General features: G+C 49.6%; 22 protein-coding genes and 1 pseudogene. 16 read left to right on the plus strand and 7 right to left on the minus strand.

Features of this window, described 5'->3' with window-relative positions; translation table 11 throughout:
- Window positions 1-140: 140 nt before the first annotated feature.
- Window positions 141-1,466 (minus strand): reactive chlorine resistance oxidoreductase RclA, encoded by a 1,326-nt coding sequence (rclA, locus tag ACWKXX_RS20045; protein WP_007896426.1) that lies wholly within the window; start codon window positions 1,464-1,466, stop codon window positions 141-143.
- 198 nt (window positions 1,467-1,664) lie between these two features.
- Between rclA and ACWKXX_RS20050 the strand changes: the two genes are divergently transcribed.
- Both ACWKXX_RS20050 and ACWKXX_RS20055 read left to right on the plus strand, forming a co-directional pair.
- Window positions 1,665-2,588: an IS5-like element IS903B family transposase gene (locus tag ACWKXX_RS20050; RefSeq protein ID WP_031275162.1), complete on the plus strand. Its 924-nt coding sequence runs from the start codon at window positions 1,665-1,667 to the stop codon at window positions 2,586-2,588.
- A gap of 55 nt (window positions 2,589-2,643) precedes the next feature.
- Window positions 2,644-2,832, plus strand: a pseudogene (locus ACWKXX_RS20055) (HNH endonuclease); the annotation flags it as partial.
- Between the two features lie 386 nt (window positions 2,833-3,218).
- Here ACWKXX_RS20055 and copM read toward each other — a convergent pair.
- The 4 genes from copM to silR form a co-directional block, all read right to left on the minus strand.
- Window positions 3,219-3,569, minus strand: a complete 351-nt coding sequence (gene copM, locus ACWKXX_RS20060; RefSeq protein WP_000694953.1) for a CopM family metallochaperone — start codon at window positions 3,567-3,569, stop codon at window positions 3,219-3,221.
- A 143-nt stretch (window positions 3,570-3,712) separates the two neighbouring features.
- Entirely contained in the window at window positions 3,713-4,144 is a 432-nt protein-coding gene (silE, locus tag ACWKXX_RS20065) for a silver-binding protein SilE (RefSeq protein WP_000790483.1), read from the minus strand.
- 250 nt (window positions 4,145-4,394) lie between these two features.
- Entirely contained in the window at window positions 4,395-5,870 is a 1,476-nt protein-coding gene (gene silS, locus ACWKXX_RS20070) for a copper/silver sensor histidine kinase SilS (protein WP_000555737.1), read from the minus strand.
- On the minus strand, window positions 5,863-6,543 hold the full coding sequence (gene silR, locus ACWKXX_RS20075) for a copper/silver response regulator transcription factor SilR (RefSeq protein ID WP_000697969.1): 681 nt from the start codon (window positions 6,541-6,543) through the stop codon (window positions 5,863-5,865). The genes silS and silR overlap by 8 nt, the downstream gene beginning before the upstream one ends.
- A gap of 189 nt (window positions 6,544-6,732) precedes the next feature.
- Here silR and silC point away from each other — a divergent pair, with 189 nt between their 5' ends.
- The 7 genes from silC to ACWKXX_RS20110 all read left to right on the plus strand — a co-directional run bounded on the left by silC (window position 6,733) and on the right by ACWKXX_RS20110 (window position 16,402).
- The gene (silC, locus tag ACWKXX_RS20080; protein ID WP_004098962.1) at window positions 6,733-8,118 is read left to right on the plus strand and encodes a Cu(+)/Ag(+) efflux RND transporter outer membrane channel SilC; all 1,386 of its coding nucleotides are present in this window, start codon (window positions 6,733-6,735) and stop codon (window positions 8,116-8,118) included.
- 28 nt (window positions 8,119-8,146) lie between these two features.
- Window positions 8,147-8,500 (plus strand): cation efflux system protein CusF, encoded by a 354-nt coding sequence (gene cusF, locus ACWKXX_RS20085; RefSeq protein WP_004098961.1) that lies wholly within the window; start codon window positions 8,147-8,149, stop codon window positions 8,498-8,500.
- 113 nt (window positions 8,501-8,613) lie between these two features.
- A complete protein-coding gene (gene silB / locus ACWKXX_RS20090; protein ID WP_004098959.1) occupies window positions 8,614-9,906 on the plus strand; it encodes a Cu(+)/Ag(+) efflux RND transporter periplasmic adaptor subunit SilB in 1,293 nt (430 codons plus the stop codon).
- A 10-nt stretch (window positions 9,907-9,916) separates the two neighbouring features.
- On the plus strand, window positions 9,917-13,063 hold the full coding sequence (gene silA, locus ACWKXX_RS20095; protein ID WP_000574021.1) for a Cu(+)/Ag(+) efflux RND transporter permease subunit SilA: 3,147 nt from the start codon (window positions 9,917-9,919) through the stop codon (window positions 13,061-13,063).
- An 86-nt stretch (window positions 13,064-13,149) separates the two neighbouring features.
- Window positions 13,150-13,590: a DUF411 domain-containing protein gene (locus ACWKXX_RS20100; RefSeq protein ID WP_000758228.1), complete on the plus strand. Its 441-nt coding sequence runs from the start codon at window positions 13,150-13,152 to the stop codon at window positions 13,588-13,590.
- Window positions 13,591-13,716: 126 nt separating this feature from the next.
- Window positions 13,717-16,164: an Ag(+)-translocating P-type ATPase SilP gene (silP, locus tag ACWKXX_RS20105; RefSeq protein ID WP_023295437.1), complete on the plus strand. Its 2,448-nt coding sequence runs from the start codon at window positions 13,717-13,719 to the stop codon at window positions 16,162-16,164.
- Between the two features lie 40 nt (window positions 16,165-16,204).
- Entirely contained in the window at window positions 16,205-16,402 is a 198-nt protein-coding gene (locus ACWKXX_RS20110; protein WP_000843497.1) for a DUF2933 domain-containing protein, read from the plus strand.
- Between the two features lie 33 nt (window positions 16,403-16,435).
- On the opposite strand, the gene ACWKXX_RS20115 is transcribed toward ACWKXX_RS20110, so the two are convergent.
- Together ACWKXX_RS20115 and ACWKXX_RS20120 are read right to left on the minus strand one after the other, a co-directional pair.
- On the minus strand, window positions 16,436-17,173 hold the full coding sequence (locus tag ACWKXX_RS20115) for a peptidoglycan DD-metalloendopeptidase family protein (protein ID WP_000287501.1): 738 nt from the start codon (window positions 17,171-17,173) through the stop codon (window positions 16,436-16,438).
- Between the two features lie 288 nt (window positions 17,174-17,461).
- On the minus strand, window positions 17,462-17,911 hold the full coding sequence (locus ACWKXX_RS20120; RefSeq protein ID WP_016151365.1) for a hypothetical protein: 450 nt from the start codon (window positions 17,909-17,911) through the stop codon (window positions 17,462-17,464).
- A gap of 233 nt (window positions 17,912-18,144) precedes the next feature.
- Between ACWKXX_RS20120 and pcoA the strand changes: the two genes are divergently transcribed.
- From pcoA to ACWKXX_RS20155, 7 genes are all read left to right on the plus strand, one after another.
- Window positions 18,145-19,962 (plus strand): multicopper oxidase PcoA, encoded by a 1,818-nt coding sequence (gene pcoA, locus ACWKXX_RS20125; RefSeq protein ID WP_000925242.1) that lies wholly within the window; start codon window positions 18,145-18,147, stop codon window positions 19,960-19,962.
- Between the two features lie 5 nt (window positions 19,963-19,967).
- Window positions 19,968-20,858, plus strand: a complete 891-nt coding sequence (pcoB, locus tag ACWKXX_RS20130; protein ID WP_001378118.1) for a copper resistance outer membrane transporter PcoB — start codon at window positions 19,968-19,970, stop codon at window positions 20,856-20,858.
- Window positions 20,859-20,897: 39 nt separating this feature from the next.
- On the plus strand, window positions 20,898-21,278 hold the full coding sequence (gene pcoC, locus ACWKXX_RS20135) for a copper resistance system metallochaperone PcoC (RefSeq protein ID WP_000025662.1): 381 nt from the start codon (window positions 20,898-20,900) through the stop codon (window positions 21,276-21,278).
- A 55-nt stretch (window positions 21,279-21,333) separates the two neighbouring features.
- Entirely contained in the window at window positions 21,334-22,212 is an 879-nt protein-coding gene (pcoD, locus tag ACWKXX_RS20140) for a copper resistance inner membrane protein PcoD (protein ID WP_080821469.1), read from the plus strand.
- Window positions 22,213-22,266: 54 nt separating this feature from the next.
- Entirely contained in the window at window positions 22,267-22,947 is a 681-nt protein-coding gene (pcoR, locus tag ACWKXX_RS20145; protein WP_001188930.1) for a copper response regulator transcription factor PcoR, read from the plus strand.
- Window positions 22,944-24,344, plus strand: coding sequence for a copper resistance membrane spanning protein PcoS (pcoS, locus tag ACWKXX_RS20150; protein WP_002436614.1), 1,401 nt, complete (start codon window positions 22,944-22,946; stop codon window positions 24,342-24,344). The genes pcoR and pcoS overlap by 4 nt, the downstream gene beginning before the upstream one ends.
- 215 nt (window positions 24,345-24,559) lie before the next feature.
- The gene (locus tag ACWKXX_RS20155; RefSeq protein ID WP_016151366.1) at window positions 24,560-24,994 is read left to right on the plus strand and encodes a hypothetical protein; all 435 of its coding nucleotides are present in this window, start codon (window positions 24,560-24,562) and stop codon (window positions 24,992-24,994) included.
- Window positions 24,995-25,047: the final 53 nt, after the last annotated feature.

Raw genomic sequence — 25,047 nt, forward strand, 5'->3', positions numbered from 1 at the left:
TAAGTTGGCAGCATCACCGATTTTTTAAACATATAAAATACCATCAATGAAGTGATTAAGAAGTTATAGAGTAACAGAGAATTAATAAGATTCTTTTCTCTGAGACGCCAGAATATTTGTTCTGGCGTCTGATTTTGAGTTTATTTGACTAATGAAAATAGATCATTGAGTGATTCGCTCATCGACGGATGAGTAAATATCTGATCGCGTAATATGCTATAAGGCAGCCCGGCATCCATCACCATTTTCACTATATTGATCATCTCGTGGGAGTCAATACACAGCAGTGATGCCCCTAATATACGTTGGGTTTTATTATCAACAATCGCTTTTAATACCCCACGGGTATCGTTCATCACTCTGGCGCGCGGAATTGCAGCTACAGGCAATGTCACCACCTGAATATCAGCACCACTCTCTCTGGCTTGTTCTTCTGTCATACCAACCCTGGACAGGGGCGGTGTCATAAATACGGAATAAGGCACATTTTTCCGATCATCAGTACTACGTTTGCCTTCACCCAGTAACTCATCACGTACAATGCGGTAATCATCCAGTGATATGTAAGTAAATTGCAGCCCGCCGGTAACATCTCCCATCGCCCAAATATTGTCTGCGGTGGTATGTAATCGCTTGTCAACGACAATTGCCCCGCGCTCGTTTACTGCGATACCGGCATTTTCTGGATGTAACGAAGCGGTAGCCGGTTGACGACCGGAAGCTATTAACAGTGCATCCACCGCCAGTTGGGCGTGCTCGCTATGCACTTGCACTTGATTTTCATGGTGACTGATTCGCTCCACATGGGCATTGAGGATAATATCGACGCCCTGATCGCGTAAAATCGTCGCGATATTATCAGCAATATCCCGATCTTCCCGAGGCAAAAACAGCGAAGCTGCCTCTAAAATGGTTACTTTGCTGCCAAAATTAGCGAACATAGAGGCGAACTCAACGCCAATATATCCGCCGCCCAAAATACCTAAATGCCCAGGCAATTCTTTTAGATTAAGTAATCCGGTGCTGTCATATACACCAGGCGTGGTGGTAATTCCAGGAATTGGCGGAACCACGGCTTGTGCACCGGTATTAATAAAAATTTTCTCGCCATGAATCTCCAAATTTCCCTCAGGCCGATGAACACGCAGGCTATGATTATTGATAAACTCCGCCTGGCCGTCGATCACGTCGATATTGGGCATATCCGCAAGATTATGAAAATTCTTATTACGTAAAAAATTAACCACTTCATTTTTACGCTGTATGGCACGGACAAAATCTGTGTGCTGCTGTGCGTCATGAACCAATGTTTTGGTTGGGATACAGCCGATATTAATACAGGTCCCGCCATACATTGCATTTGATTGTTCGATGAGAGCCACACGCCAACCTGCTTTTGCCAGCGTGACGGCTAATGTTTTTCCAGCCTTGCCAAAACCAATAATAACTGCCTGATATTTATTCATGATGATTTCCTGTCGAAACGCGTTCATTTGACATCATGACTATAGACGCAAAAGGTGATGCTGCCAACTTACTGATTTAGTGTATGATGGTGTTTTTGAGGTGCTCCAGTGGCTTCTGTTTGGCTTTGTTGAATAAATCGAACTTTTGCTGAGTTGAAGGATCAGATCACGCATCTTCCCGACAACGCAGACCGTTCCGTGGCAAAGCAAAAGTTCAAAATCACCAACTGGCCCACCTACAATAAAGCCCTCATCAACCGTGGCTCCATAACTTTCTGGCTGGATGATGAAGCTATTCAGGCCTGGTATGAGTCGGCAGCGCCTTCTTCACGAGGCAGACCTCAGCGCTATTCTAACCTTGCCATCACGACTGTGCTGGTCATTAAACGCGTATTCAGGCTGACCCTGCGCGCTGCGCAGGGCTTTATTGATTCCATTTTTTCTCTGATGAACGTTCCGCTACGCTGCCCGGATTACAGCTGTGTCAGCAGGCGGGCAAAGTCGGTTAATGTCAGTTTCAAAACGCCCACCCGGGGTGAAATCGCACACCTGGTAATTGATTCCACCGGGCTGAAGGTCTTCGGTGAAGGCGAGTGGAAAGTCAAAAAGCATGGCCAGGAACGCCGCCGTATCTGGCGTAAGCTGCATCTCGCCGTTGACAGTAAAACACATGAAATCATCTGCGCTGACCTGTCGCTGAACAACGTTACGGACTCAGAGGCCTTCCCCGGGTTAATCCGGCAAACCCACCGGAAAATCAGGTCAGCCGCCGCCGATGGCGCTTACGATACCCGGCTATGTCACGATGAACTGCGGCGTAAGAAAATCAGCGCGCTTATCCCTCCCCGAAAAGGTGCGGGTTACTGTCCCGGTGAATATGCAGACCGTAACCGTGCAGTGGCTAATCAGCGAATGACCGGGAGTAATGCGCGGTGGAAATGGACAACAGATTACAACCGTCGCTCGATAGCGGAAACGGCGATGTACCGGGTAAAACAGCTGTTCGGGGGTTCACTGACGCTGCGTGACTACGATGGTCAGGTTGCGGAGGCTATGGCCCTGGTACGAGCGCTGAACAAAATGACGAAAGCAGGTATGCCTGAAAGCGTGCGTATTGCCTGAAAACACAACCCGCTACGGGGGAGACTTACCCGAAATCTGATTTATTCAACAAAGCCATTCACTGGATGTGGAAGAGAATATCATATCACTATGTTGCAACTGCCATAAACAAATTCATCTTGGCAAGGGGTTTGAAGATATGTTGAGGAAAATATATGCCGAGCGGAAAGATGTATTAAAAAAAGCGGGAATCGAGATATTATTAGAGGATTTGATTCTTTTTTACAAGATGGAAGGTAATTAATCTTCGAGAAGATGCATGCTTATTTTTATTTTTTAGCAATGAATGTGAAATACTGCCTGACTATCAATCCTGTCATGTGGTTCAGATTTATGGGGGAGGATTTTAATATTTTACCAGCATGGCATGTCGATCAATCGGTTAAGTATAGCGCCAGGTAACCAGACGGATTTTCCCTCTCAGGCGGGAGTCGTTATCCATCGTCCAGTACCTGATTAAAAGTAGGAGTAATTACAAGAAAATTAAATTGTATGACTATTATTTCCGTTCAGAAAAGAAAGTTACATTAAAAACCCGAAATTATTCGGGTTTTTAATTAGTTAAGTGCTATATATTTTCGTGTCCGGGGGTACCCTAAGAGGGTGCGCAAGACAACACTCCAGTGTTCATTATTTATGACTGTCAAGCCATTTATTCATCTGCTCAATTTCACCTTTTTGAGCTTTAATGATGTCCTGCGCAAGCTTTCTCATTTCGGGATCTTTTCCGTATTTGAGCTCGGTCTCAGCCATTGCGATTGCCCCTTCATGGTGTGCGATCATACCTTTTGCAAAGGCCTTATCGGGATTGGATTCATTAACGGCGGCCATCATTTTTTCATGCATATTTTTCATGCCAGCCATATATTCCTGTGATGATGCCGATGAGTGCATATCTGACATTTTCATTTCCGAATGTTCAGCAGAAATGGCTGGCAGGGATAACATTAATATTACAAAAAGGGTGTTTTTGATTTTCATATAATAATTCCTTTCAGACAGGTACCGGTTAAGTGTAGCTGAGTCAGACAAAAAAGCCCTCTGACGGGGGGCAAAAATGTAGCAACGTTGTTTCAGGAAAATCTATCAGGGAAAAGGTAACAGCACGGATACTACCGTCGCATTCAGCCTGCATTGATCATGCGGCGGTGCGCTTCGGCCATGGCCTGATGTGGGCCGGATTGCCCGTTATTCATGAATTCATGGGCAACCGCTGCTCTTTCATGCTCATTCATCGCCGCGTAAGACGTTGACGGGACGGTCGTGGATACCGTGTTATTTCCCATCATCTTCTGATGACTTTCCACCATTTTCTGGTGCGCATCCGCCGAGCCGTTCGTCATGGTCTCATGAGCAATAATGGCCTGTTCATGCTGGTCCATACCGGTCATACGAGGAGCAGTCCCCTGGATCCCGACAGGAGCCGCAGCAGACTGCATCTGGTGAGCAGGAGCCTGTGCATTGTTGACGCGATCATGGATATTCACGGTTTCAGTGGCCCAGGCCGATGAAATTAAACCAAAGCCCAGCAAAGATGCTAATACGATATTTTTCATGATAACTCTCCATTTCTGAATTAGTGATGTCCGGGGAAGTACAACCGGTGTTTTCAGTTCCATAACTGAAACAAGTTCGGCAGCGTTTATTTCTCCGGAAGAGGGCTGGATATTCATTTCCTGGCGTACTCTGACGCCGGGTATTGATGAAGCAATCCAGCCTTCCTGATAAGTTGCACTAATTATATCGAATGGCTTCTGTTTGCTGCATGACAGGCTAATGACATCTTTGTCATTTACATCTTTATTTTCAGCATTGGGTTTCCGGGATCATTTTCTCCAGTCTGGGCACGGATAAGATAAAACGCGTGGAGCGTACGTCTGATTCCACCTGCACTCTTCCGTGATGTGCTTCCACGATTGACTTCACAATCGCAAGGCCGATGCCGCTGCCTTCTCCTTTTCGTTGTCTGGATGGATCCACCCGATAAAAACGGTCAAACAGCCTTGATAAATGTTCTTCAGGGATCGGTTTCCCCGGATTTTCAATCACAAGGTCAAAAAAGCTCTCCTGCTCTCTTATTGAGACGGTGATTGCCTGTCCCTCCGGGGTATAACGCAGGGCATTGGATAACAGATTATTGATCGCCCTTCTGAACATTTGTGGATCTCCCTCAACCAGGCAGGGCATCCCGTTAAATTTGAGCGTGATATTGCGTTCTTCGGCCCAGGCTTCGAAAAACTCGAAGACTTTCATGACTTCCGCTCTGAGGTCAAACATGACCCTGTCAGGTATCAGCTGATTATTATCTGCCTGTGCCAGGAACAGCATATCGCTGACCATTTTGGTCATCCGGTTATACTCTTCAAGACTGGAATAGAGGACATCCTCAAGTTCCCTCTGTGTTCGATCCTGACTCAGTGCGATTTCAGTCTGCGTCACCAGATTGGTGATGGGCGTTCTGATCTCATGCGCGATATCGGCAGAGAAATTGGCCTGGCGGGTAAAGACATCCTCAATCTTTCCAATCATATGATTGAACGAGATAACCAGTTGCTCCAGCTCAATGGGAACGCGTGTCGGTTCCAGTCGCGCATCAAGATTCTCGGAGGTGATGTTTTTAATGGCATTGCTGACATTACGAAGGGGCAGGTGCCCCTGACGGACAGCGATTCGAATGATCAGAACAATCAACAGGCTTATCACGACGGCAATCGCAATCAGGTTCTTTTTCAGCGCATCGAGGTAATGGAGATGGAAATTAATGGATAGGCCAGTCAGCATGACATAGTTCTGCTGTTTGCCCTGAAATATCGCCTGACCAGAGGAGGCGATAATCCTGTATGTTTCCATCTTCATTTCGGACCCGGTATCCATCGGTCCCGCAGGATCCTCCACCGTCCAGAGAAAGACATCCCGTGCGCGGCTGTGCTCGCTAAAATCTGCTGAATTCACTGCCGGGCGTAGTGCCGCCCCCTGAGCTGAGCTAAAGAGCACTTCCCCCCTGGGATTGAGGAGCAAAAGGGCAACGTTGCGGTAGCTGGCAATTGATTCCTTTATTTTGCTTATTTTTTTATCATCCGGATCCACCGGGGACTGCAGTATACGGTTCAGTGTGGTGCTGATTTGTTGAAGATCGCTGACATCCTGCTCGGCAAAATGATTTTCAACAGAATGCAGCATAAACCAGGTGAAGGCGATAAAAGCCAGTATCGTGGACAGGCTGATAAAAAAGGTCAGCCGCAGAGCGAGTGAGAAAGGGCGTCTGGAAGGTTTGCTATGCATCCGGGACCTCCAGCATGTAGCCCACGCCCCGGACTGTCTGGATCAGCTTTGTCCCGTAATCGTTGTCTATTTTAGCGCGGAGTCGCTTTACTGCGACATCGATCGCATTAGTGTCGCTGTCAAAATTCATGTCCCAGACCTGAGAGGCAATCAGGGAGCGGGGAAGAACCTCTCCCTGATGGCGAATGAAGAATTCCAGCAGGCTGAACTCTTTACTGGTGAGCACAATGCGGTTTCCGGCGCGACTGACTTTTCTGGATACGAGATCAATCGAGAGGTCAGCCACCTTAAACTGGCTTTCCGTGATCATCGTGTTTCCCCGCCTCAGAAGGGTTCTCACCCGGGCGAGCAGTTCAGCAAACGCAAAGGGTTTAACCAGATAATCGTCCGCACCCAGTTCCAGTCCTTTGACCCTATGTTCGATCGTGCCGAGGGCTGTCAGCAGTAAGACCGGCATACCCTTTCCGGCAGTGCGCAGCATGCGGATGATATCCCAGCCGTTCACATCAGGTAGCATGATATCCAGAATGACTAAATCATACTCGGCTGTCATGGCGAGATGATATCCGGTAAGACCATTATCAGCGTGATCCACTACGAACCCTGCCTCTGTAAGCCCTTTGCTGAGATATTCACCTGTTTTAATTTCGTCTTCGACGATCAATATTTTCATCTTGCTCCCCGGCTGGCTGCTAATGTCATTCTATTGCGCCCACGATCGTTATCAACGGATTACAGCAAAAATGACAACATTGTCATTATCCTGTCACCCGGCAAACAGAGAGCGTTAGGTAAAGTACCCCTATCAATACTCTGGACTTCATTTGAACCATTTACCAGGTCTGCCTGGACGAGAAGCGTTATGTTCAAATTAAAATTACTCAGCATTAGCACGATATTCATCCTGGCAGGCTGCGTGTCGCTTGCGCCTGAATATCAGCGGCCCGCAGCACCGGTACCCCAGCAGTTTTCACTGTCCCATAACAGCCTGACGCCAGCGGTAAATGGCTATCAGGATACGGGCTGGCGTAACTTTTTTGTCGATCCCCAGGTTACCCGGTTGATCGGTGAAGCTCTGACTAATAACCGTGATTTGAGAATGGCTGCCCTGAAGGTTGAAGAGGCCCGAGCCCAGTTCAACGTCACGGATGCAGATCGTTATCCCCAGCTGAATGCCTCATCCGGGATAACATACAGCGGTGGTCTGAAAGGTGACAAGCCGACCACACAGGAGTACGACGCGAGACTGGAGCTCAGCTATGAGCTCGATTTTTTCGGCAAACTTAAGAACATGAGTGATGCTGACCGCCAGAACTACTTTGCCAGCGAAGAAGCCCGTCGGGCCGTACACATCCTGCTGGTCTCCAACGTTTCACAGAGCTATTTCAGCCAGCAACTGGCGTACGAACAACTCCGTATTGCGCGGGAAACGCTGAAAAATTATGAACAGTCCTATGCTTTCGTTGAGCAACAGCTCGTGACCGGGAGTACGAACGTTCTGGCACTTGAACAGGCGAGAGGACAAATCGAAAGTACCCGCGCCGAAATAGCCAAACGAGAAGGCGATCTGGCTCAGGCAAACAATGCCCTGCAACTGGTGCTTGGAACGTACCGCGCAGTTCCGTCAGAAAAAGGGATGAAAGGTGGGGAGATCGCACCAGTAAAATTGCCACCAAATCTGTCGTCACAAATATTGCTGCAGCGTCCGGATATTATGGAAGCGGAATACCAGTTGAAAGCGGCTGATGCCAATATTGGCGCAGCGCGAGCGGCTTTTTTCCCGTCCATTACCCTGACCAGTGGTCTCTCCTCAAGCAGTACGGAGCTGTCCAGCCTCTTTACGTCAGGAAGTGGAATGTGGAATTTTATTCCTAAAATTGAAATTCCTATATTTAATGCTGGCAGGAACAAAGCCAATCTGAAGCTGGCTGAAATTCGCCAGCAACAGTCGGTGGTTAATTACGAACAAAAAATTCAGTCAGCCTTTAAGGATGTTTCCGACACGCTTGCGCTGCGCGACAGCCTTAGCCAGCAACTTGAGTCACAGCAGCGTTATCTTGATTCACTACAGATAACTCTACAGCGTGCCAGAGGATTGTATGCAAGTGGTGCTGTCAGTTACATCGAAGTGCTGGATGCAGAACGTTCCCTCTTCGCGACGCAGCAAACCATTCTCGATCTTACCTATTCCCGACAGGTTAACGAAATTAATCTGTTTACCGCGCTGGGTGGCGGTTGGGTAGAGTAAATTTATTCAATTAATCAGGAAATTAAAAATGCGTAATTCACTTAAAGCCGTTTTATTTGGTGCCTTCTCTGTCATGTTTTCTGCCGGTCTTCATGCTGAAACACATCAGCATGGCGATATGAATGCTGCCAGTGATGCTTCGGTACAGCAGGTTATCAAGGGCACCGGTATCGTTAAAGAAATTGATATGAATAGTAAAAAGATCACCATTTCGCACGAAGCAATCCCTGCGGTGGGCTGGCCTGCAATGACCATGCGCTTCACTTTTGTTAATGCAGACGACGCTATCAATGCCCTGAAAACCGGCAACCATGTCGATTTCTCGTTTATTCAGCAGGGCAATATATCCTTACTCAAAAGCATTAACGTTACGCAATCCTGATTGACTGTCCGGAGCGAATACATCCAGTGCGTCTGAACATTCATTAAGGGATTACTGTGAATGAATGATCGGCCGCATATGCCAGGTGTTTTGATTTTTCAGCGAGAAATTGTATGGCTTCTTTAAAGATAAAATATGCTGCAATAATTATCAGCAGCCTCATAGCAGGAGGGCTGATATCGGTTACTGCCTGGCAGTATGTAAACTCATCACAAAAAACAGTACAAACCGAACAAAAGGCACCCGAGCGAAAGGTACTTTTCTGGTATGACCCGATGAAACCGGATACCAAATTTGATAAACCCGGAAAATCTCCCTTTATGGATATGGACCTGGTGCCAAAATATGCTGATGAAAGCGGCGATAAAAGCAGTGGCGGGATCCGTATCGATCCAACGCAGGTTCAGAATCTGGGATTAAAAACGCAAAAAGTCACGCGAGGAATGCTGAATTATTCTCAGACAATCCCGGCTAATGTCAGTTACAACGAGTATCAGTTTGTCATTGTGCAGGCGCGCTCTGACGGTTTCGTCGAAAAAGTGTATCCCCTGACGATTGGCGATCATGTGAAGAAAGGCACTCCGCTTATCGATATCACCATTCCTGAATGGGTTGAGGCACAAAGTGAGTTCCTGCTGTTATCCGGTACAGGCGGTACGTCAACCCAGATAAAAGGGGTTCTGGAGCGACTTCGTCTGGCTGGTATGCCGGAAGAGGATATTCAAAGGCTGCGTTCAACCCGCACAATCCAGACCCGTTTTACCATTAAAGCACCTATTGATGGTGTCATTACTGCGTTTGACCTGCGCACCGGCATGAATATTTCGAAAGATAAAGTAGTGGCTCAGATTCAGGGGATGGACCCGGTCTGGATCAGCGCTGCAGTGCCAGAATCTATCGCATATCTGCTGAAAGATACGTCGCAGTTTGAAATTTCGGTACCGGCTTATCCGGATAAAACATTCCATGTCGAAAAATGGAACATTCTTCCCAGCGTGGATCAGACAACCCGTACGCTTCAGGTCCGTCTCCAGGTTTCTAATAAGGATGAGTTTCTCAAGCCGGGCATGAATGCCTATCTGAAACTGAATACCAAGAGCCAGGAGATGCTGCTGATACCAAGCCAGGCCGTTATCGATACCGGCAAAGAACAGCGCGTGATTACTGTTGATGATGAAGGCAAGTTTGTGCCGAAACAGATCCACGTTCTGCATGAATCACAGCAACAGTCCGGCATCGGTTCCGGCCTGAATGAAGGCGATACCGTGGTGGTCAGTGGCCTGTTCCTCATTGACTCCGAAGCCAATATTACGGGCGCGCTGGAACGTATGCGCCACCCTGAAAAAACAGAAAGCAGTATGCCAGCAATGTCTGACCAGCCTGTAAATATGCATTCAGGGCACTGAGGAGACGACGATGATTGAATGGATTATCCGGCGCTCTGTCGCCAACCGTTTCCTGGTCATGATGGGGGCCCTGTTTCTCAGCATCTGGGGTACATGGACGATTATTAACACGCCGGTCGATGCCTTGCCTGACCTGTCAGATGTGCAGGTCATTATCAAAACCAGCTATCCCGGCCAGGCCCCGCAGATTGTAGAAAACCAGGTCACCTATCCACTTACCACCACCATGCTGTCCGTACCTGGCGCAAAAACCGTGCGTGGTTTTTCACAGTTCGGGGATTCGTATGTGTATGTCATTTTTGAAGACGGCACCGATCTGTACTGGGCCCGTTCCCGCGTGCTGGAATATCTGAATCAGGTTCAGGGAAAACTGCCTGCCGGTGTGAGTTCTGAAATCGGTCCTGATGCCACGGGTGTGGGCTGGATTTTTGAATATGCCCTTGTCGATCGCAACGGAAAACACGACCTTTCAGAACTGCGCTCTCTGCAGGACTGGTTCCTGAAATTTGAGCTGAAAACCATCCCGAACGTGGCTGAGGTCGCTTCGGTTGGCGGCGTGGTGAAACAGTACCAGATTCAGGTCAATCCGGTAAAACTGTCCCAGTACGGTATCAGCCTGCCCGAAGTGAAACAGGCACTTGAATCGTCTAACCAGGAGGCCGGTGGCTCATCCGTTGAAATGGCCGAAGCGGAGTATATGGTCCGTGCCAGCGGTTATCTTCAGAGCATTGATGATTTTAATAACATCGTCCTGAAAACAGGTGAGAACGGCGTGCCGGTTTATCTGCGGGATGTTGCCCGCGTGCAGACCGGGCCCGAAATGAGGCGTGGTATTGCCGAGCTGAACGGCCAGGGAGAAGTCGCTGGCGGCGTGGTGATCCTGCGGTCGGGTAAAAATGCGCGCGACGTTATCACGGCAGTGAGGGATAAACTGGAGACGCTGAAGGCCAGCCTGCCGGAAGGCGTTGAAATCGTGACCACCTACGATCGCAGCCAGTTAATCGACCGGGCGATTGATAACCTCAGTTCCAAACTTCTGGAAGAGTTTATCGTGGTGGCCATCGTCTGTGCTCTGTTCCTGTGGCACGTACGTTCTGCCCTGGTGGCGATTATCTCTCTGCCGCTTGGCCTGTGTATCGCCTTTATCGTCATGCACTTCCAGGGACTGAACGCCAATATCATGTCGCTGGGAGGGATAGCGATTGCCGTCGGTGCGATGGTGGATGCCGCCATTGTGATGATTGAAAATGCGCACAAACGGCTTGAGGAGTGGGATCATCAGCATCCGGGTGAGCAGATTGACAACGCCACCCGCTGGAAGGTGATTACCGACGCCTCCGTGGAAGTGGGACCCGCGTTGTTCATTAGCCTGCTGATCATCACCCTGTCCTTTATTCCTATCTTTACCCTGGAAGGGCAGGAAGGTCGTCTGTTTGGCCCGCTGGCATTCACGAAAACGTACTCCATGGCGGGAGCGGCCGCACTGGCCATCATCGTCATTCCTATTCTGATGGGATTCTGGATCCGGGGGAAAATTCCTGCCGAGACCAGTAACCCCCTGAACCGGGTGCTGATCAAAGCGTATCATCCTTTGCTGCTGCGGGTCCTCCACTGGCCAAAAACAACCCTGCTGGTTGCGGCCTTGTCCATTTTCACGGTTATCTGGCCACTGAGTCAGGTGGGCGGTGAATTTCTGCCGAAGATTAACGAGGGCGATCTGCTGTATATGCCGTCGACCTTGCCTGGCGTCTCTCCGGCAGAAGCTGCAGCGCTCCTGCAGACAACAGACAAGTTAATCAAAAGCGTTCCTGAAGTGGCTTCTGTATTTGGCAAGACCGGTAAAGCAGAGACCGCAACGGATTCCGCGCCGCTCGAAATGGTGGAAACCACGATCCAGCTCAAACCTGAGGATCAGTGGCGTCCCGGCATGACAATTGACAAGATTATTGATGAACTCGACAGGACAGTCCGTTTACCGGGTCTGGCAAACCTCTGGGTGCCGCCTATCCGTAACCGTATTGATATGCTCTCAACCGGGATCAAAAGCCCGATAGGTATCAAAGTGTCCGGGACTGTTCTGTCCGATATCGACGCGACGGCGCAGAGTATCGAGGCGGTAGCCAAAACCGTGCCTGGCGTGGTGTCTGTCCTGGCTGAGCGACTTGAGGGCGGGCGCTACATCGATATCGATATCAACCGGGAGAAAGCCTCCCGCTACGGGATGACGGTAGGTGATGTCCAGCTGTTCGTCTCTTCAGCAATCGGAGGTGCTATGGTGGGTGAGACGGTTGAAGGGGTGGCCCGGTACCCTATTAACATTCGCTACCCGCAGGATTACCGGAACAGTCCGCAGGCGCTGAAACAGATGCCGATCCTGACCCCGATGAAGCAGCAGATCACGCTGGGCGATGTCGCGGATATTAACGTCGTTTCTGGACCAACCATGCTGAAAACCGAAAATGCCCGGCCAGCCAGCTGGATTTATGTTGATGCCCGCGGCAGGGACATGGTGTCGGTGGTTAACGACATTAAGACGGCCATCAGCGAGAAAGTGAAACTGAGACCGGGAACCAGTGTGGCATTCTCCGGACAGTTTGAACTGCTTGAGCATGCCAACAAGAAACTGAAGCTGATGGTGCCGATGACGGTGATGATCATTTTCATCCTGTTGTATCTGGCATTCCGCCGGGTTGACGAAGCCCTGCTGATCCTGATGAGCCTGCCGTTCGCCCTGGTTGGCGGAATATGGTTCCTGTACTGGCAGGGCTTCCATATGTCAGTGGCGACCGGAACCGGGTTTATCGCCCTGGCCGGGGTGGCAGCAGAGTTTGGCGTGGTCATGCTGATGTATCTGCGTCATGCCATTGAAGCGCACCCGGAATTGTCCCGTAAAGAGACGTTCACACCGGAAGGTCTTGATGAAGCCCTCTATCATGGTGCCGTACTGCGTGTCCGGCCGAAAGCCATGACCGTGGCGGTGATCATTGCGGGTCTGCTGCCAATACTCTGGGGAACCGGCGCAGGTTCAGAAGTCATGAGCCGTATTGCGGCACCCATGATTGGTGGGATGATCACGGCTCCGCTGCTGTCCCTGTTCATTATTCCTGCCGCCTACAAATTAATCTGGCTGCGCAGACATAAAAAAAGCGTGTCCTGAACCTGAAAGGGCACCCCCTGTGGGTGTCCTTCTTTACTGATTCACCCTGACGTCAGGGTTTATATCGATAATATACAGAGGTGAGTATGAAAAAAGTGGTTCTAATGGCGCTGGCTCTCGGCCTTTCACTACCCGCGATGGCGAGTGAAAAAGTGATTGATATGTACAAATCTGAAAACTGTGGCTGTTGTTCCCTGTGGGGCAAAGCGATGGAAAAAGACGGGTTTGAAGTACGAACTCACGTCATGAATGATCAGGCGCTGTCAGCCCTGAAAGAAAAGCATGCTATTCCTGCAGGACTACGAAGTTGTCATACCGCGGTTGCCGGTAATTTGATCATTGAAGGCCATGTGCCTGCGACAACGATACATAAGGCAATGCAGTCTGGTTCGGGTATATACGGTCTCGCCACCCCCGGTATGCCAGCAGGAAGTCCTGGAATGGAGATGGGAGCCCGAAAAGAGGCTTACGATGTTATCGCATTCTCACCGGATGGAAGTAAAAAAGTCTTCCAGCGAATCGAATAGTCAGCGGAACGGCTGATAACGGGACGCCGGTAGCAGGCACTCCTGTGCCGGCGATATTCGTGGTAATCGCATCCATGACATACCCTGAAGACAGAAGATGCTTCGGTATGCATAAGGAGAGTTACTGTGAAAAATGACAATGCAGTGCAACACAACAACCAGACTGCTTCTGAGCAGACATTATCCCCGGACGAGGGCCACGTATTGCATAAGGTGAGAGATCCCGTGTGCGGGATGGCCATCCTGCCCGACAGGGCGCACAGCAGCATTCGATACCAGGACCACCAACTTTATTTCTGCTCCGCCAGCTGTGAGAGTAAATTTAAAGCCCATCCCGATCGTTATCTTACCGAAGATGCCAGTGAACATTCCCATCACCATCACCACGATCATCACGAAGTCAGCCCTGATCAGATAAAACAGCCTCACAACCAGGCGGAAAAAGAGAATTCTGAAGGTGTGTGGACATGTCCGATGCACCCGGAGATACGCCGCAGTGGTCCCGGAAGCTGTCCTGTCTGTGGAATGGCACTGGAGCCGCTCGTAGCTACGGCATCCACGGGGCCGAGTGATGAACTTCACGACATGACAAGACGCTTCTGGCTGGGGTTGTTGCTGGCGTTTCCGGTTCTGGTACTCGAAATGGGATCTCATCTGTTTCCCGACTTGAGGAATACAGTACCGCCACAGTACAACACATGGCTGCAGTTGCTTCTGGCCTCCCCTGTCGTGTTGTGGTGTGGCTGGCCATTTTTCGCCCGGGCCGGAATGTCGTTACGTAACCGCTCCCTGAATATGTTTACCCTTGTTGCAATGGGGACCGGCGTAGCCTGGGTTTACAGCGTCATTGCAACCGTCTTCCCCTCCTGGTTTCCTGCATCGTTCAGAAACATGGATGGCCTGGTGGCCGTTTATTTTGAAGCCGCAGCAGTTATTACGGTGCTTGTTCTGCTGGGACAGGTTCTTGAGCTGCGGGCACGGGAACAAACCTCAGGCGCCATTACTGCGCTTCTGAACCTTGCCCCCAAAACCGCCAGACGGCTGGATCATGACGGTCATGAAACGGATATTAATGCGGAAGATGTCCTGCCTGGCGATAAGCTCCGCATCAGACCTGGAGAGAGTATTCCGGTCGACGGTATCGTGGTCGAAGGCAAAACAACCGTTGATGAATCGATGGTGACCGGGGAATCTATGCCTGTTACCAAAACGGAGGGTGACCCTGTCATCGGGGGGACCATTAATCAGACAGGTAGTCTTATCATCCGTGCAGAGAAAGTCGGTGATGAAACGATGCTCTCACGAATTGTTCAGATGGTCGCTGATGCACAGCGTTCGCGGGCCCCCATCCAGAGAATGGCTGACAGCGTTTCAGGCTGGTTTGTTCCTCTGGTGATACTTATCGCGGTTGTTGCTTTCATGATCTGGTCTGTCTGGGGGCCCGAGCCCAGGATGGCGCACGGTCTCATTGCGGCTGTGTCGGTCCTGATTATTGCCTGTCCCTGCGCGCTGGGGCTGGCCACGCCGATGTCGATAATGGTGGGGGTGGGCAAAGGAGCCCAGGCCGGGGTGTTAATCAAGAATGCCGAAGCCCTTGAGCGTCTTGAAAAAGTGGACACGCTGGTTGTCGACAAAACAGGCACGCTCACGGAAGGTTCGCCGACGGTGACAGGGATTATCAGTCTCAATCCGGGTGGGGAAACATCTCTTTTGCGTGTAACGGCCGCAGTGGAAAAAGGCTCGCAGCATCCGCTGGGTATGGCAGTAGTTAAAGCAGCACAGGAAAAGGGGATCGCAATACCCGCAGTCACTCATTTCAATGCGCCGTCGGGTAAAGGTGTCTCAGGCGATGTCGAAGGTCAACGGGTTGTTATTGGTAATGAACTGGCTATGCAGGAAAACAGTATCGTTATTGATAATCAAAAGGCCGTTGCGGATACGTTGCGGATGGAAGGTGCTACCGTTATCTATGTGGCCACAGACGGGCACCTTGCAGGCCTGATAGCTATCTCGGATCCCGTGAAAGCAACCACGCCGGATGCGCTTAAAGCTTTGCGTCAGGCGGGGATCCGCATCGTTATGCTCACCGGGGATAACCAGCTTACCGCTGAAGCAGTCGCACGGAAACTGGGAATAGATGAGGTTGAAGCCGGGATTCTGCCGGATGGCAAAAAAGCAGCGATAACCCGACTGAAAGCGTCTGGCCATGTGGTTGCGATGGCCGGAGACGGTGTGAATGATGCCCCGGCGCTGGCAGCGGCTGACGTGGGAATAGCCATGGGAACGGGTACAGATGTGGCAATTGAAAGTGCCGGAGTCACCCTTCTCAAAGGCGACTTGATGATACTGAACAGGGCCCGTCATCTGTCAGAAATCACCATGAAAAATATCCGACAGAATCTGTTTTTTGCATTTATCTACAACGCACTTGGCGTGCCTGTGGCTGCAGGCCTGCTTTATCCTGTGTATGGAATACTGCTGTCGCCAGTTATTGCGGCGGCGGCCATGGCTCTTTCCTCCGTCAGCGTCATTGTGAATGCGTTGCGTCTGAAAAGTGTCAGGCTCGGGAAATAACACTGAGTGAAGGGGCTGTTACGAACAGAAGGAGTCCAGTATGAAAAGTACCACCTATGCGCTTATTGCTGTCGCCGCGATCGCGGCATTTGCCCTCCTGCGCGAACACTGGTCACATGTGGCAGGTTACTGGCCATATCTGTTATTGCTGGTCTGCCCGCTAATGCATCTTTTCCACGGCCACGGAGGGCATGGAGATCATCAACATCAAGGAAGTGAAAACGATAAAAAAAATTAATCCGGCAGACGGGGCCGCGTCGCGGCCCCGTTATCAGTCCAGGTATCGTTCGTAGTCTCTGGCATGCGCAAAGGCATGCTGTTCAAGTTTGTTATCAGCGGGTGCCGCTGCCCGGAACGCCAGTGAGTTAACAGGATTGTTATTGATGACCAGCTCGTAATGCAGATGAGGACCGGATGAACGTCCGCTGTTACCGGATAACGCAATAGCGCCTCCCCGGGTAACCCTGGCCCCTTTAGTAACGAGTATTTTATTGAGGTGGAGATAGCGAGTTTTAACACCGGCTTTTCCTGTTACTTCAACAAAATATCCCATGGTGCTGTTGTATTCGGCCCGGGTGATTTTTCCGTCGATGACGCTGACTATTTTCGTGTTCATGGGCATGGAATAATCAATGCCATTATGGGGACTCACTTTTCCCGATACCGGGTTAAGTCTTGCAGGATTGAAAGGCGAACTGAGTCTTGCTGTGGCCGGTAACGGATAATCGAGACTGCCTTTCCCGGAAGTATCGGAAAGGTTATAGAACTTTTTATCTGATATACGATACGCCGTGTAATTAAATGAACCGGACGTAAATTTATAGGCCACGACACGTGATTTTCCCGCTTTCTTTTGCAGTACGAGTTTTAATGATTCATTTTTTTTCAAATGCCGCAGATTAAACCGGGAAGGCAAGGAGCGCTGAAGAGTAGCGATCTCGTTCGATTCCAGCCCCGAGCGGGTGGCTGAAAGGTAGGCATTTTCTTTTACGACATCGGTAGAATACATTTACTGGAATTCGCCGTTAGCATGAACACTGCGGCGTATGCTAGGGGTTTTCAGGAGGCGTGTCATCTGTCAGTTAATCGGGAGCACCGTTGATGGTCGTCATTTTTGTAACATATCTTGTTTCCCGTTTGCTCCTGAAGCTCTGGGAACTGTATGACCAGCCCGACGGTGATGATTAACGGGACTGAAACAGGTTACGGCAGAGCAATATGGGGCTCATGTCCTGCTACGTAACCCGTCAGTAAAGCCCTGCTGCGCACCTGACGCTAAGCACTAACCCGCCTGCAGTTACCTGGTCGAATACAGCCCGCGAAGCTTTCTTGCCTGCGTCTGATGTGCTTCCGCACCGGCATTATTGACCTGCTCATGCACGAGAGCGGCTTTTTCTCCGGCATTCAGTTCGTTAAAAGAAGAAGACGAGGTCTTTGAATTTGCATCACTGCCGGACAGCATTTTTTTATGTTCCTCAATCATTTTCTGATGCACATAGGACGCGCTGTTGTTCATAAATGAATGAGCAACAATGGCCCTTTCATGTTCATTCATTTCAGAGAATGAGGGCGTGTTGTTTTTATTAACCCTGTCCGGTAAGTTTTCATGCGTCGAGGAGTTCACATGACTGACGGCTGAGGCATTATTAACAAATCGATGTGCTTCATGGGCAATATCACTGGACTGAGCAAAAGCTGCCCCACAAAATAAAGCTGTAAACGCAGTGGTCGTGATTAATATATTCATGTGTAATTACCTTCTGAGGTACATAAAAGATGTCCTTATGATCATATATAAAAAAATCAACCTGTGGGGAAGATGACGTAAATGTAATACAGCCACGTACATTACACGATTGTAATGAATTTGTTTCTTAAGGTGTGCTAGATTCATTTCATTGTAAGTGGATGAACCAGTAATTTAATTTAAATCGGTTCTCGAATTCTGTCAGTAACCATACTTTAAATAAGGGAATGCGCATGCTGTTGAAAACGTCTCGACGAACTTTCCTGAAGGGGTTAACCCTCTCTGGCGTAGCCGGAAGTCTTGGCGTATGGAGTTTCAATGCGCGTTCCAGTCTGAGCCTGCCAGTTGCCGCATCCCTGCAGGGTACTCAGTTTGACCTGACCATTGGTGAAACGGCCGTCAATATCACGGGCAGTGAGCGTCAGGCCAAAACAATCAATGGAGGCCTGCCGGGGCCCGTTCTTCGCTGGAAAGAAGGTGACACCATTACCCTGAAGGTCAAAAACCGTCTTAATGAACAGACGTCCATTCACTGGCACGGCATTATTCTTCCGGCCAATATGGATGGTGTTCCGGGGCTGAGTTTTATGGGCATAGAGCCTGATGATACCTACGTTTACACCTTTAAGGTTAAGCAGAACGGGACTTACTGGTACCACAGCCATTCCGGTCTGCAGGAACAGGAGGGGGTATACGGTGCCATTATCATCGATGCCAGGGAGCCAGAACCGTTTGCTTACGATCGTGAGCATGTGGTCATGTTGTCTGACTGGACCGATGAAAATCCTCACAGCCTGCTGAAAAAATTAAAAAAACAGTCGGATTACTACAATTTCAATAAACCAACCGTTGGCTCTTTTTTCCGCGACGTGAATACCAGGGGGCTGTCAGCCACCATTGCCGATCGGAAAATGTGGGCTGAAATGAAAATGAATCCGACTGACCTCGCGGATGTCAGTGGCTACACCTACACCTATCTCATGAACGGGCAGGCCCCGCTGAAAAACTGGACCGGACTGTTCCGTCCCGGTGAAAAGATACGCTTACGGTTTATCAACGGCTCGGCAATGACCTATTTCGATATCCGTATCCCCGGGCTGAAAATGACGGTCGTGGCTGCAGATGGCCAGTATGTAAACCCGGTTACCGTTGACGAATTCAGGATTGCCGTTGCCGAAACCTATGATGTCATTGTGGAGCCTCAGGGTGAGGCCTATACCATCTTCGCACAATCCATGGACAGGACCGGTTACGCTCGAGGGACACTGGCCACGAGAGAGGGGTTAAGTGCTGCCGTTCCCCCCCTCGATCCCCGTCCTCTGTTGACCATGGAAGATATGGGTATGGGGGGAATGGGACATGATATGGCAGGAATGGACCACAGCCAGATGGGAGGCATGGATAACAGCGGAGAGATGATGTCTATGGACGGTGCTGACCTTCCGGATAGCGGGACATCCTCCGCGCCCATGGATCACAGCAGCATGGCCGGTATGGATCATTCCCGGATGGCCGGAATGCCGGGTATGCAAAGTCATCCTGCGTCAGAAACGGATAACCCACTGGTTGATATGCAGGCGATGAGCGTCTCTCCGAAATTAAATGATCCGGGTATTGGTCTTCGAAATAACGGAAGAAAGGTTCTCACGTACGCGGATTTGAAAAGCCGCTTTGAGGATCCTGACGGACGTGAACCTGGCCGTACCATAGAACTGCATTTAACCGGCCACATGGAAAAGTTTGCCTGGTCATTTAACGGAATCAAGTTTTCAGATGCCGCACCGGTGCTGCTGAAATACGGTGAGCGGCTCAGGATCACGCTGATCAACGATACCATGATGACTCACCCCATTCACCTGCATGGTATGTGGAGCGATCTGGAAGATGAAAACGGTAATTTCATGGTTCGTAAACACACAATAGATGTTCCCCCTGGTACAAAACGCAGTTACAGAGTGACAGCAGATGCGCTTGGCCGCTGGGCGTATCACTGCCATTTGCTCTATCACATGGAAATGGGAATGTTTCGTGAAGTCCGGGTGGAGGAATGATGCGAATGAAGAGAAATTTGAAGGCCATACCTGTTCTGGTCGCCGGTTTGTTTACCTCACAGCTTTCTATTGCGGCGGGCTCCGTCTCTGCAGATCCCCACGCCGGGCACGACATGTCTGCCATGCAGATGCCAGCAGATGAGAATTTCACTGAGATGACGTCAATGGAGCCCATTGTAACTGAGAGCAGAACGCCAATTCCGCCTGTTACCGATGCCGACCGGAAGGCTGCATTCGGCAATTTACAGGGGCATGCGATTCACGACAGTGCGATTAATTATCTGGTTCTGCTGGATCAACTGGAATGGCAACGGTCGGATAACACCAACAATTTCAGCTGGAGTGTTAACAGCTGGATTGGAGGCGACACAGATCGGATTTGGCTAAAGAGTGAAGGTGAACGAAGCAATGGGGAAACGGAGGCGGCTGAAGCGCAGTTACTCTGGGGACATGCGGTTGGCCCATGGTGGGATTTGGTTGCGGGTGTCAGGCAGGATTTCAGACCTGCTTCTGCCCGGACCTGGGCTGCTGTCGGTTTTCAGGGGCTGGCACTCTATAATTTTGAGTCTGAAATTACGGGTTTTGTCAGTAATGGCGGAAAAGCAGCCCTTCGTCTGGGAGGAGAATACGACGTTTTACTGACTAACCGGCTCATACTCCAGCCATCCTATGAGGTGAATTTCTACAGTCAGGATGATGAATCGCGGGGTCGCGGCAGGGGACTGACTGACACAGAGCTGGGGCTCCGGCTGCGCTATGAAATACGCCGTGAGTTTGCACCCTATATAGGCGTTTCCTGGAATCAACTTTACGGGAAAACATCCGATATGGCGAAAAGAGAAGGTGAGAAAGACCATCAGGTAGTATTCCTGGCGGGAGCCAGAATCTGGTTTTAACGCACTGATATAAAACACTCAACTAAACAGGTAAATAAAATGTCGATTTTAAATAAAGCCATTCTTACAGGTGGCCTCGTTATGGGCGTTGCTTTCTCTGCTATGGCCCATCCGGAATTAAAAAGCTCTGTGCCACAGGCTGATTCAGCCGTAGCGGCCCCGGAAAAGATTCAGCTTAATTTCTCGGAAAATCTGACCGTGAAATTCTCAGGTGCAAAATTAACGATGACGGGTATGAAAGGCATGTCATCACATTCTCCGATGCCGGTCGCGGCAAAAGTGGCGCCAGGCGCTGACCCTAAATCGATGGTCATTATTCCGCGAGAGCCTTTACCCGCTGGCACTTATCGTGTTGACTGGCGCGCGGTTTCTTCAGATACGCACCCTATTACCGGTAATTACACCTTTACAGTGAAGTAATATTATGAACGACCTGATTATGATTGTTATTCGTTTTCTTCTTTATCTGGATTTGATGGTAATATTTGGATTGCCATTTTTTCAGATATATGGAATAAGCGGTGTCAGACATGAAACCTATAACCTGACTAATTTCAGGTCGTTTATAACCTTTGCTGTTGTTACAGGCATCATTCTTACTGGCATTAATATGCTCCTGGTATCTAATGCCATGAGTGGAGTAACTGACCTCAGAGAATTATCCATCCATGTTATCGAGATGGTGATAGAAGAAACTGATGTGGGTATTAGCTGGATTGTCAGGCTCTGTGCCCTGTTTACCACACTCGGTGCTTTGTTCCTTTACACTAATAAGAGAGTATTGTCCTGCCTGCTGATGACGATGAGTGGGGGCGTGGCGCTGGCTACACTTGCCTGGGGAGGACACGCCGTTATGCATGACGGTCTGCATTACTATCTCCATTTACTGAGCGATCTGACCCATCTCGGCGCTGCAGGTGCCTGGACAGGTGCTCTGGTTGCATTTGCTATCCTGCTGATGCGCAGAAACGAGCATAATGCACAGAGCGTCATTGTGATATCTGACTCCCTGGCAAAATTTGCCACGGCAGGAACGGTGATTGTTGTAGCCCTGATCCTGAGTGCGCTGGTCAACTATCTGTATATTGCTGAGGGTAACTTAACTCCCTTATTCAACAGTTCCTGGGGGAGGATATTGCTTGCCAAGACGGCTCTGTTTGTTCTGATGCTTCTTCTGGCTGCAGCAAACCGGTTTCACCTGGGTCCCCGGCTTGAAGTTATGGTCAGGGAAGGGAATTATGATCGCAGCGTTGCCCTGATGCGAAACAGCATCCTGACAGAATTCGTTGTTGCGATTATCATTCTGGGCGCCGTAGCGTGGCTTGGAATGCTTGCTCCGTCTCAGATCAGCTAGGGGACAGCCAAAGCTTATGCGTGAGATTTTTACTTTCATATCAGCGAGTTGACCATGCAGCGTATTTTAATCGTTGAAGACGAACAAAAAACAGGTCGTTACCTGCAGCAGGGACTGGTTGAGGAAGGCTATCAGGCCGATCTCTTTAATAATGGCCGCGATGGTCTCGGGGCCGCGTCGAAGGGACAGTATGATTTGATAATACTGGACGTGATGCTGCCTTTCCTCGACGGGTGGCAAATCATCAGCGCACTGAGGGAGTCCGGGCACGAAGAACCGGTCCTGTTTTTAACCGCAAAGGACAACGTGCGGGACAAAGTGAAAGGACTGGAGCTTGGCGCAGATGACTACCTGATTAAGCCCTTTGATTTTACGGAGCTGGTTGCACGTGTAAGAACCCTACTGCGCCGGGCACGCTCGCAGGCCGCAACAGTCTGCACCATCGCCGATATGACCGTTGATATGGTGCGCCGGACCGTGATCCGTTCGGGGAAGAAGATCCATCTCACCGGTAAAGAATACGTTCTGCTTGAGTTGCTGCTGCAACGCACCGGAGAAGTGTTACCCAGGAGTCTTATCTCGTCCCTGGTCTGGAACATGAATTTTGACAGTGATACGAATGTGATTGATGTCGCCGTGAGACGTCTGAGAAGTAAAATTGATGATGACTTTGAGCCAAAACTGATCCATACCGTTCGCGGTGCCGGATATGTCCTGGAGATCAGAGAAGAGTGAGGTTCAAAATTTCCCTGACCACACGCCTGAGCCTGATTTTTTCTGCGGTGATGCTTACGGTATGGTGGTTATCAAGTTTTATCCTGATTAGCACCCTGAATGGCTATTTCGATAATCAGGACCGCGATTTTCTGACAGGTAAACTTCAGCTCACCGAAGAGTTTCTTAAAACAGAGACGTTCAGGAACAAAACGGATATTAAGTCATTATCAGAAAAAATAAACGATGCGATGGTGGGGCACAATGGCTTATTCATTTCTATAAAAAACATGGAAAATGAAAAAATTGTTGAACTCTATGCCAAAAATTCTGTTGTTCCAGCGGTCCTGCTTAATAAGTCGGGTGATATTCTCGACTATATGATCCAGACGGAAGAAAATAACACCGTGTACCGCAGTATCTCGCGGCGGGTTGCCGTGACGCCGGAACAGGGTAAAAGCAAACATGTCATCATTACGGTTGCCACGGATACTGGGTATCACACCCTGTTTATGGACAAACTCAGTACCTGGCTGTTCTGGTTCAATATCGGTCTGGTCTTTATTTCTGTTTTTCTGGGCTGGCTGACCACACGTATTGGTCTGAAACCGCTACGGGAAATGACCAGTCTGGCTTCCTCCATGACCGTACACAGCCTGGATCAGCGTCTAAATCCCGATCTGGCTCCGCCGGAAATCTCTGAGACCATGCAGGAGTTCAATAATATGTTTGATCGCCTGGAGGGGGCATTCCGGAAACTGTCAGATTTCTCGTCTGACATCGCGCATGAGCTGCGCACACCAGTCAGTAATCTGATGATGCAGACGCAGTTTGCACTGGCTAAGGAAAGGGATGTTTCGCATTACCGCGAAATTTTATTCGCTAACCTGGAAGAACTGAAAAGGTTGTCACGAATGACCAGTGACATGCTTTTTCTGGCACGTTCAGAGCATGGTCTGCTGCGGCTGGATAAACATGATGTGGATCTGGCAGCCGAACTGAATGAATTACGTGAGTTGTTCGAGCCCCTGGCAGACGAAACAGGAAAGACAATCACGGTTGAAGGAGAGGGCGTTGTTGCCGGAGACAGCGATATGCTCCGACGTGCTTTCAGTAACCTGCTTTCCAATGCAATCAAGTATTCTCCCGATAACACCTGTACAGCGATACACCTTGAGCGTGACAGTGACTGTGTGAACGTGATGATTACGAATACGATGTCCGGCCAGGTTCCCGCTAATCTGGAACGTTTGTTTGACCGGTTCTATCGCGCAGACTCATCAAGGTTCTACAACACGGAAGGCGCGGGGCTGGGATTATCAATTACAAGGTCGATCATTCATGCTCACGGCGGCGAGCTGTCAGCAGAACAGCAGGGGCGGGAAATTGTGTTCAGTGTGCGTCTGTTAATGGATTAATACCGTTATTCAGGAGAAACCCGGAAGGTGACAAAAATGTCATCGTTCAGTCACGCGATAAACAGAGGCGGTTTTTTATAATCAGCCATAAATCAGGGCAGCGTGATAATTCAATCGCCCGGTTCCTGGCGTGATGATCAACCAGCCCTGAGATCAAATGCTTTCTCTGTTATAAGCATTGATTGTTCGGGTATGAAAACACCGGAGACCCAACCATGAAAAAGATCCTTGTATCCTTTATTGCCATGATGGCTGTCGCTTCATCTGCCTGGGCTGCAGAGACAATGAACATGCATGACCAGGTAAATAATGCCCAGGCGCCTGCCCATCAGATGCAATCATCCGCTGAAAAAAGTGCAGTTCAGGGGGAGAGCATGAAAATGATGGATATGAGCGGTCACGATCAGGCCGCAATGTCCCATGAAATGATGCAAAACGGCAATTCTGCTGCCCATCAGGACATGGCTGAAATGCATAAAAAAATGATGAAATCCAAACCTGAGAACACCCAAGAAACTGCTAAGCCATTTTCCGAAATGAACGAGCATGAGAAAGCCGCTGTTGTGCATGAGAAGGCGAATAATGGTCTATCTTCCGTTATTCATCAGCAGCAGGCTGAAAAGCATCGCAGCCAGATCACCCAGAATTAACCCGCAGCTCCACTTGTCAGACCCTCATTTGACGCCGAAGTCACTGGCTTACG

The organism is Enterobacter sp. UPMP2061, assembly GCF_053709615.1.

Coding starts and splice junctions, on each gene's coding strand:
- silC (WP_004098962.1), top strand. CDS start 6,733: ATGTTCAAATTAAAATTACTCAGCATTAGCACGATATTCATCCTGGCA.
- ACWKXX_RS20120 (WP_016151365.1), bottom strand. CDS start 17,911: ATGAATATATTAATCACGACCACTGCGTTTACAGCTTTATTTTGTGGG.
- silS (WP_000555737.1), bottom strand. CDS start 5,870: ATGCATAGCAAACCTTCCAGACGCCCTTTCTCACTCGCTCTGCGGCTG.
- silR (WP_000697969.1), bottom strand. CDS start 6,543: ATGAAAATATTGATCGTCGAAGACGAAATTAAAACAGGTGAATATCTC.
- copM (WP_000694953.1), bottom strand. CDS start 3,569: ATGAAAATCAAAAACACCCTTTTTGTAATATTAATGTTATCCCTGCCA.
- pcoA (WP_000925242.1), top strand. CDS start 18,145: ATGCTGTTGAAAACGTCTCGACGAACTTTCCTGAAGGGGTTAACCCTC.
- pcoD (WP_080821469.1), top strand. CDS start 21,334: ATGGTAATATTTGGATTGCCATTTTTTCAGATATATGGAATAAGCGGT.
- ACWKXX_RS20100 (WP_000758228.1), top strand. CDS start 13,150: ATGAAAAAAGTGGTTCTAATGGCGCTGGCTCTCGGCCTTTCACTACCC.
- pcoR (WP_001188930.1), top strand. CDS start 22,267: ATGCAGCGTATTTTAATCGTTGAAGACGAACAAAAAACAGGTCGTTAC.
- ACWKXX_RS20110 (WP_000843497.1), top strand. CDS start 16,205: ATGAAAAGTACCACCTATGCGCTTATTGCTGTCGCCGCGATCGCGGCA.
- silB (WP_004098959.1), top strand. CDS start 8,614: ATGGCTTCTTTAAAGATAAAATATGCTGCAATAATTATCAGCAGCCTC.
- ACWKXX_RS20115 (WP_000287501.1), bottom strand. CDS start 17,173: ATGTATTCTACCGATGTCGTAAAAGAAAATGCCTACCTTTCAGCCACC.
- pcoB (WP_001378118.1), top strand. CDS start 19,968: ATGAAGAGAAATTTGAAGGCCATACCTGTTCTGGTCGCCGGTTTGTTT.
- rclA (WP_007896426.1), bottom strand. CDS start 1,466: ATGAATAAATATCAGGCAGTTATTATTGGTTTTGGCAAGGCTGGAAAA.
- ACWKXX_RS20155 (WP_016151366.1), top strand. CDS start 24,560: ATGAAAAAGATCCTTGTATCCTTTATTGCCATGATGGCTGTCGCTTCA.
- pcoC (WP_000025662.1), top strand. CDS start 20,898: ATGTCGATTTTAAATAAAGCCATTCTTACAGGTGGCCTCGTTATGGGC.
- cusF (WP_004098961.1), top strand. CDS start 8,147: ATGCGTAATTCACTTAAAGCCGTTTTATTTGGTGCCTTCTCTGTCATG.
- silE (WP_000790483.1), bottom strand. CDS start 4,144: ATGAAAAATATCGTATTAGCATCTTTGCTGGGCTTTGGTTTAATTTCA.
- silA (WP_000574021.1), top strand. CDS start 9,917: ATGATTGAATGGATTATCCGGCGCTCTGTCGCCAACCGTTTCCTGGTC.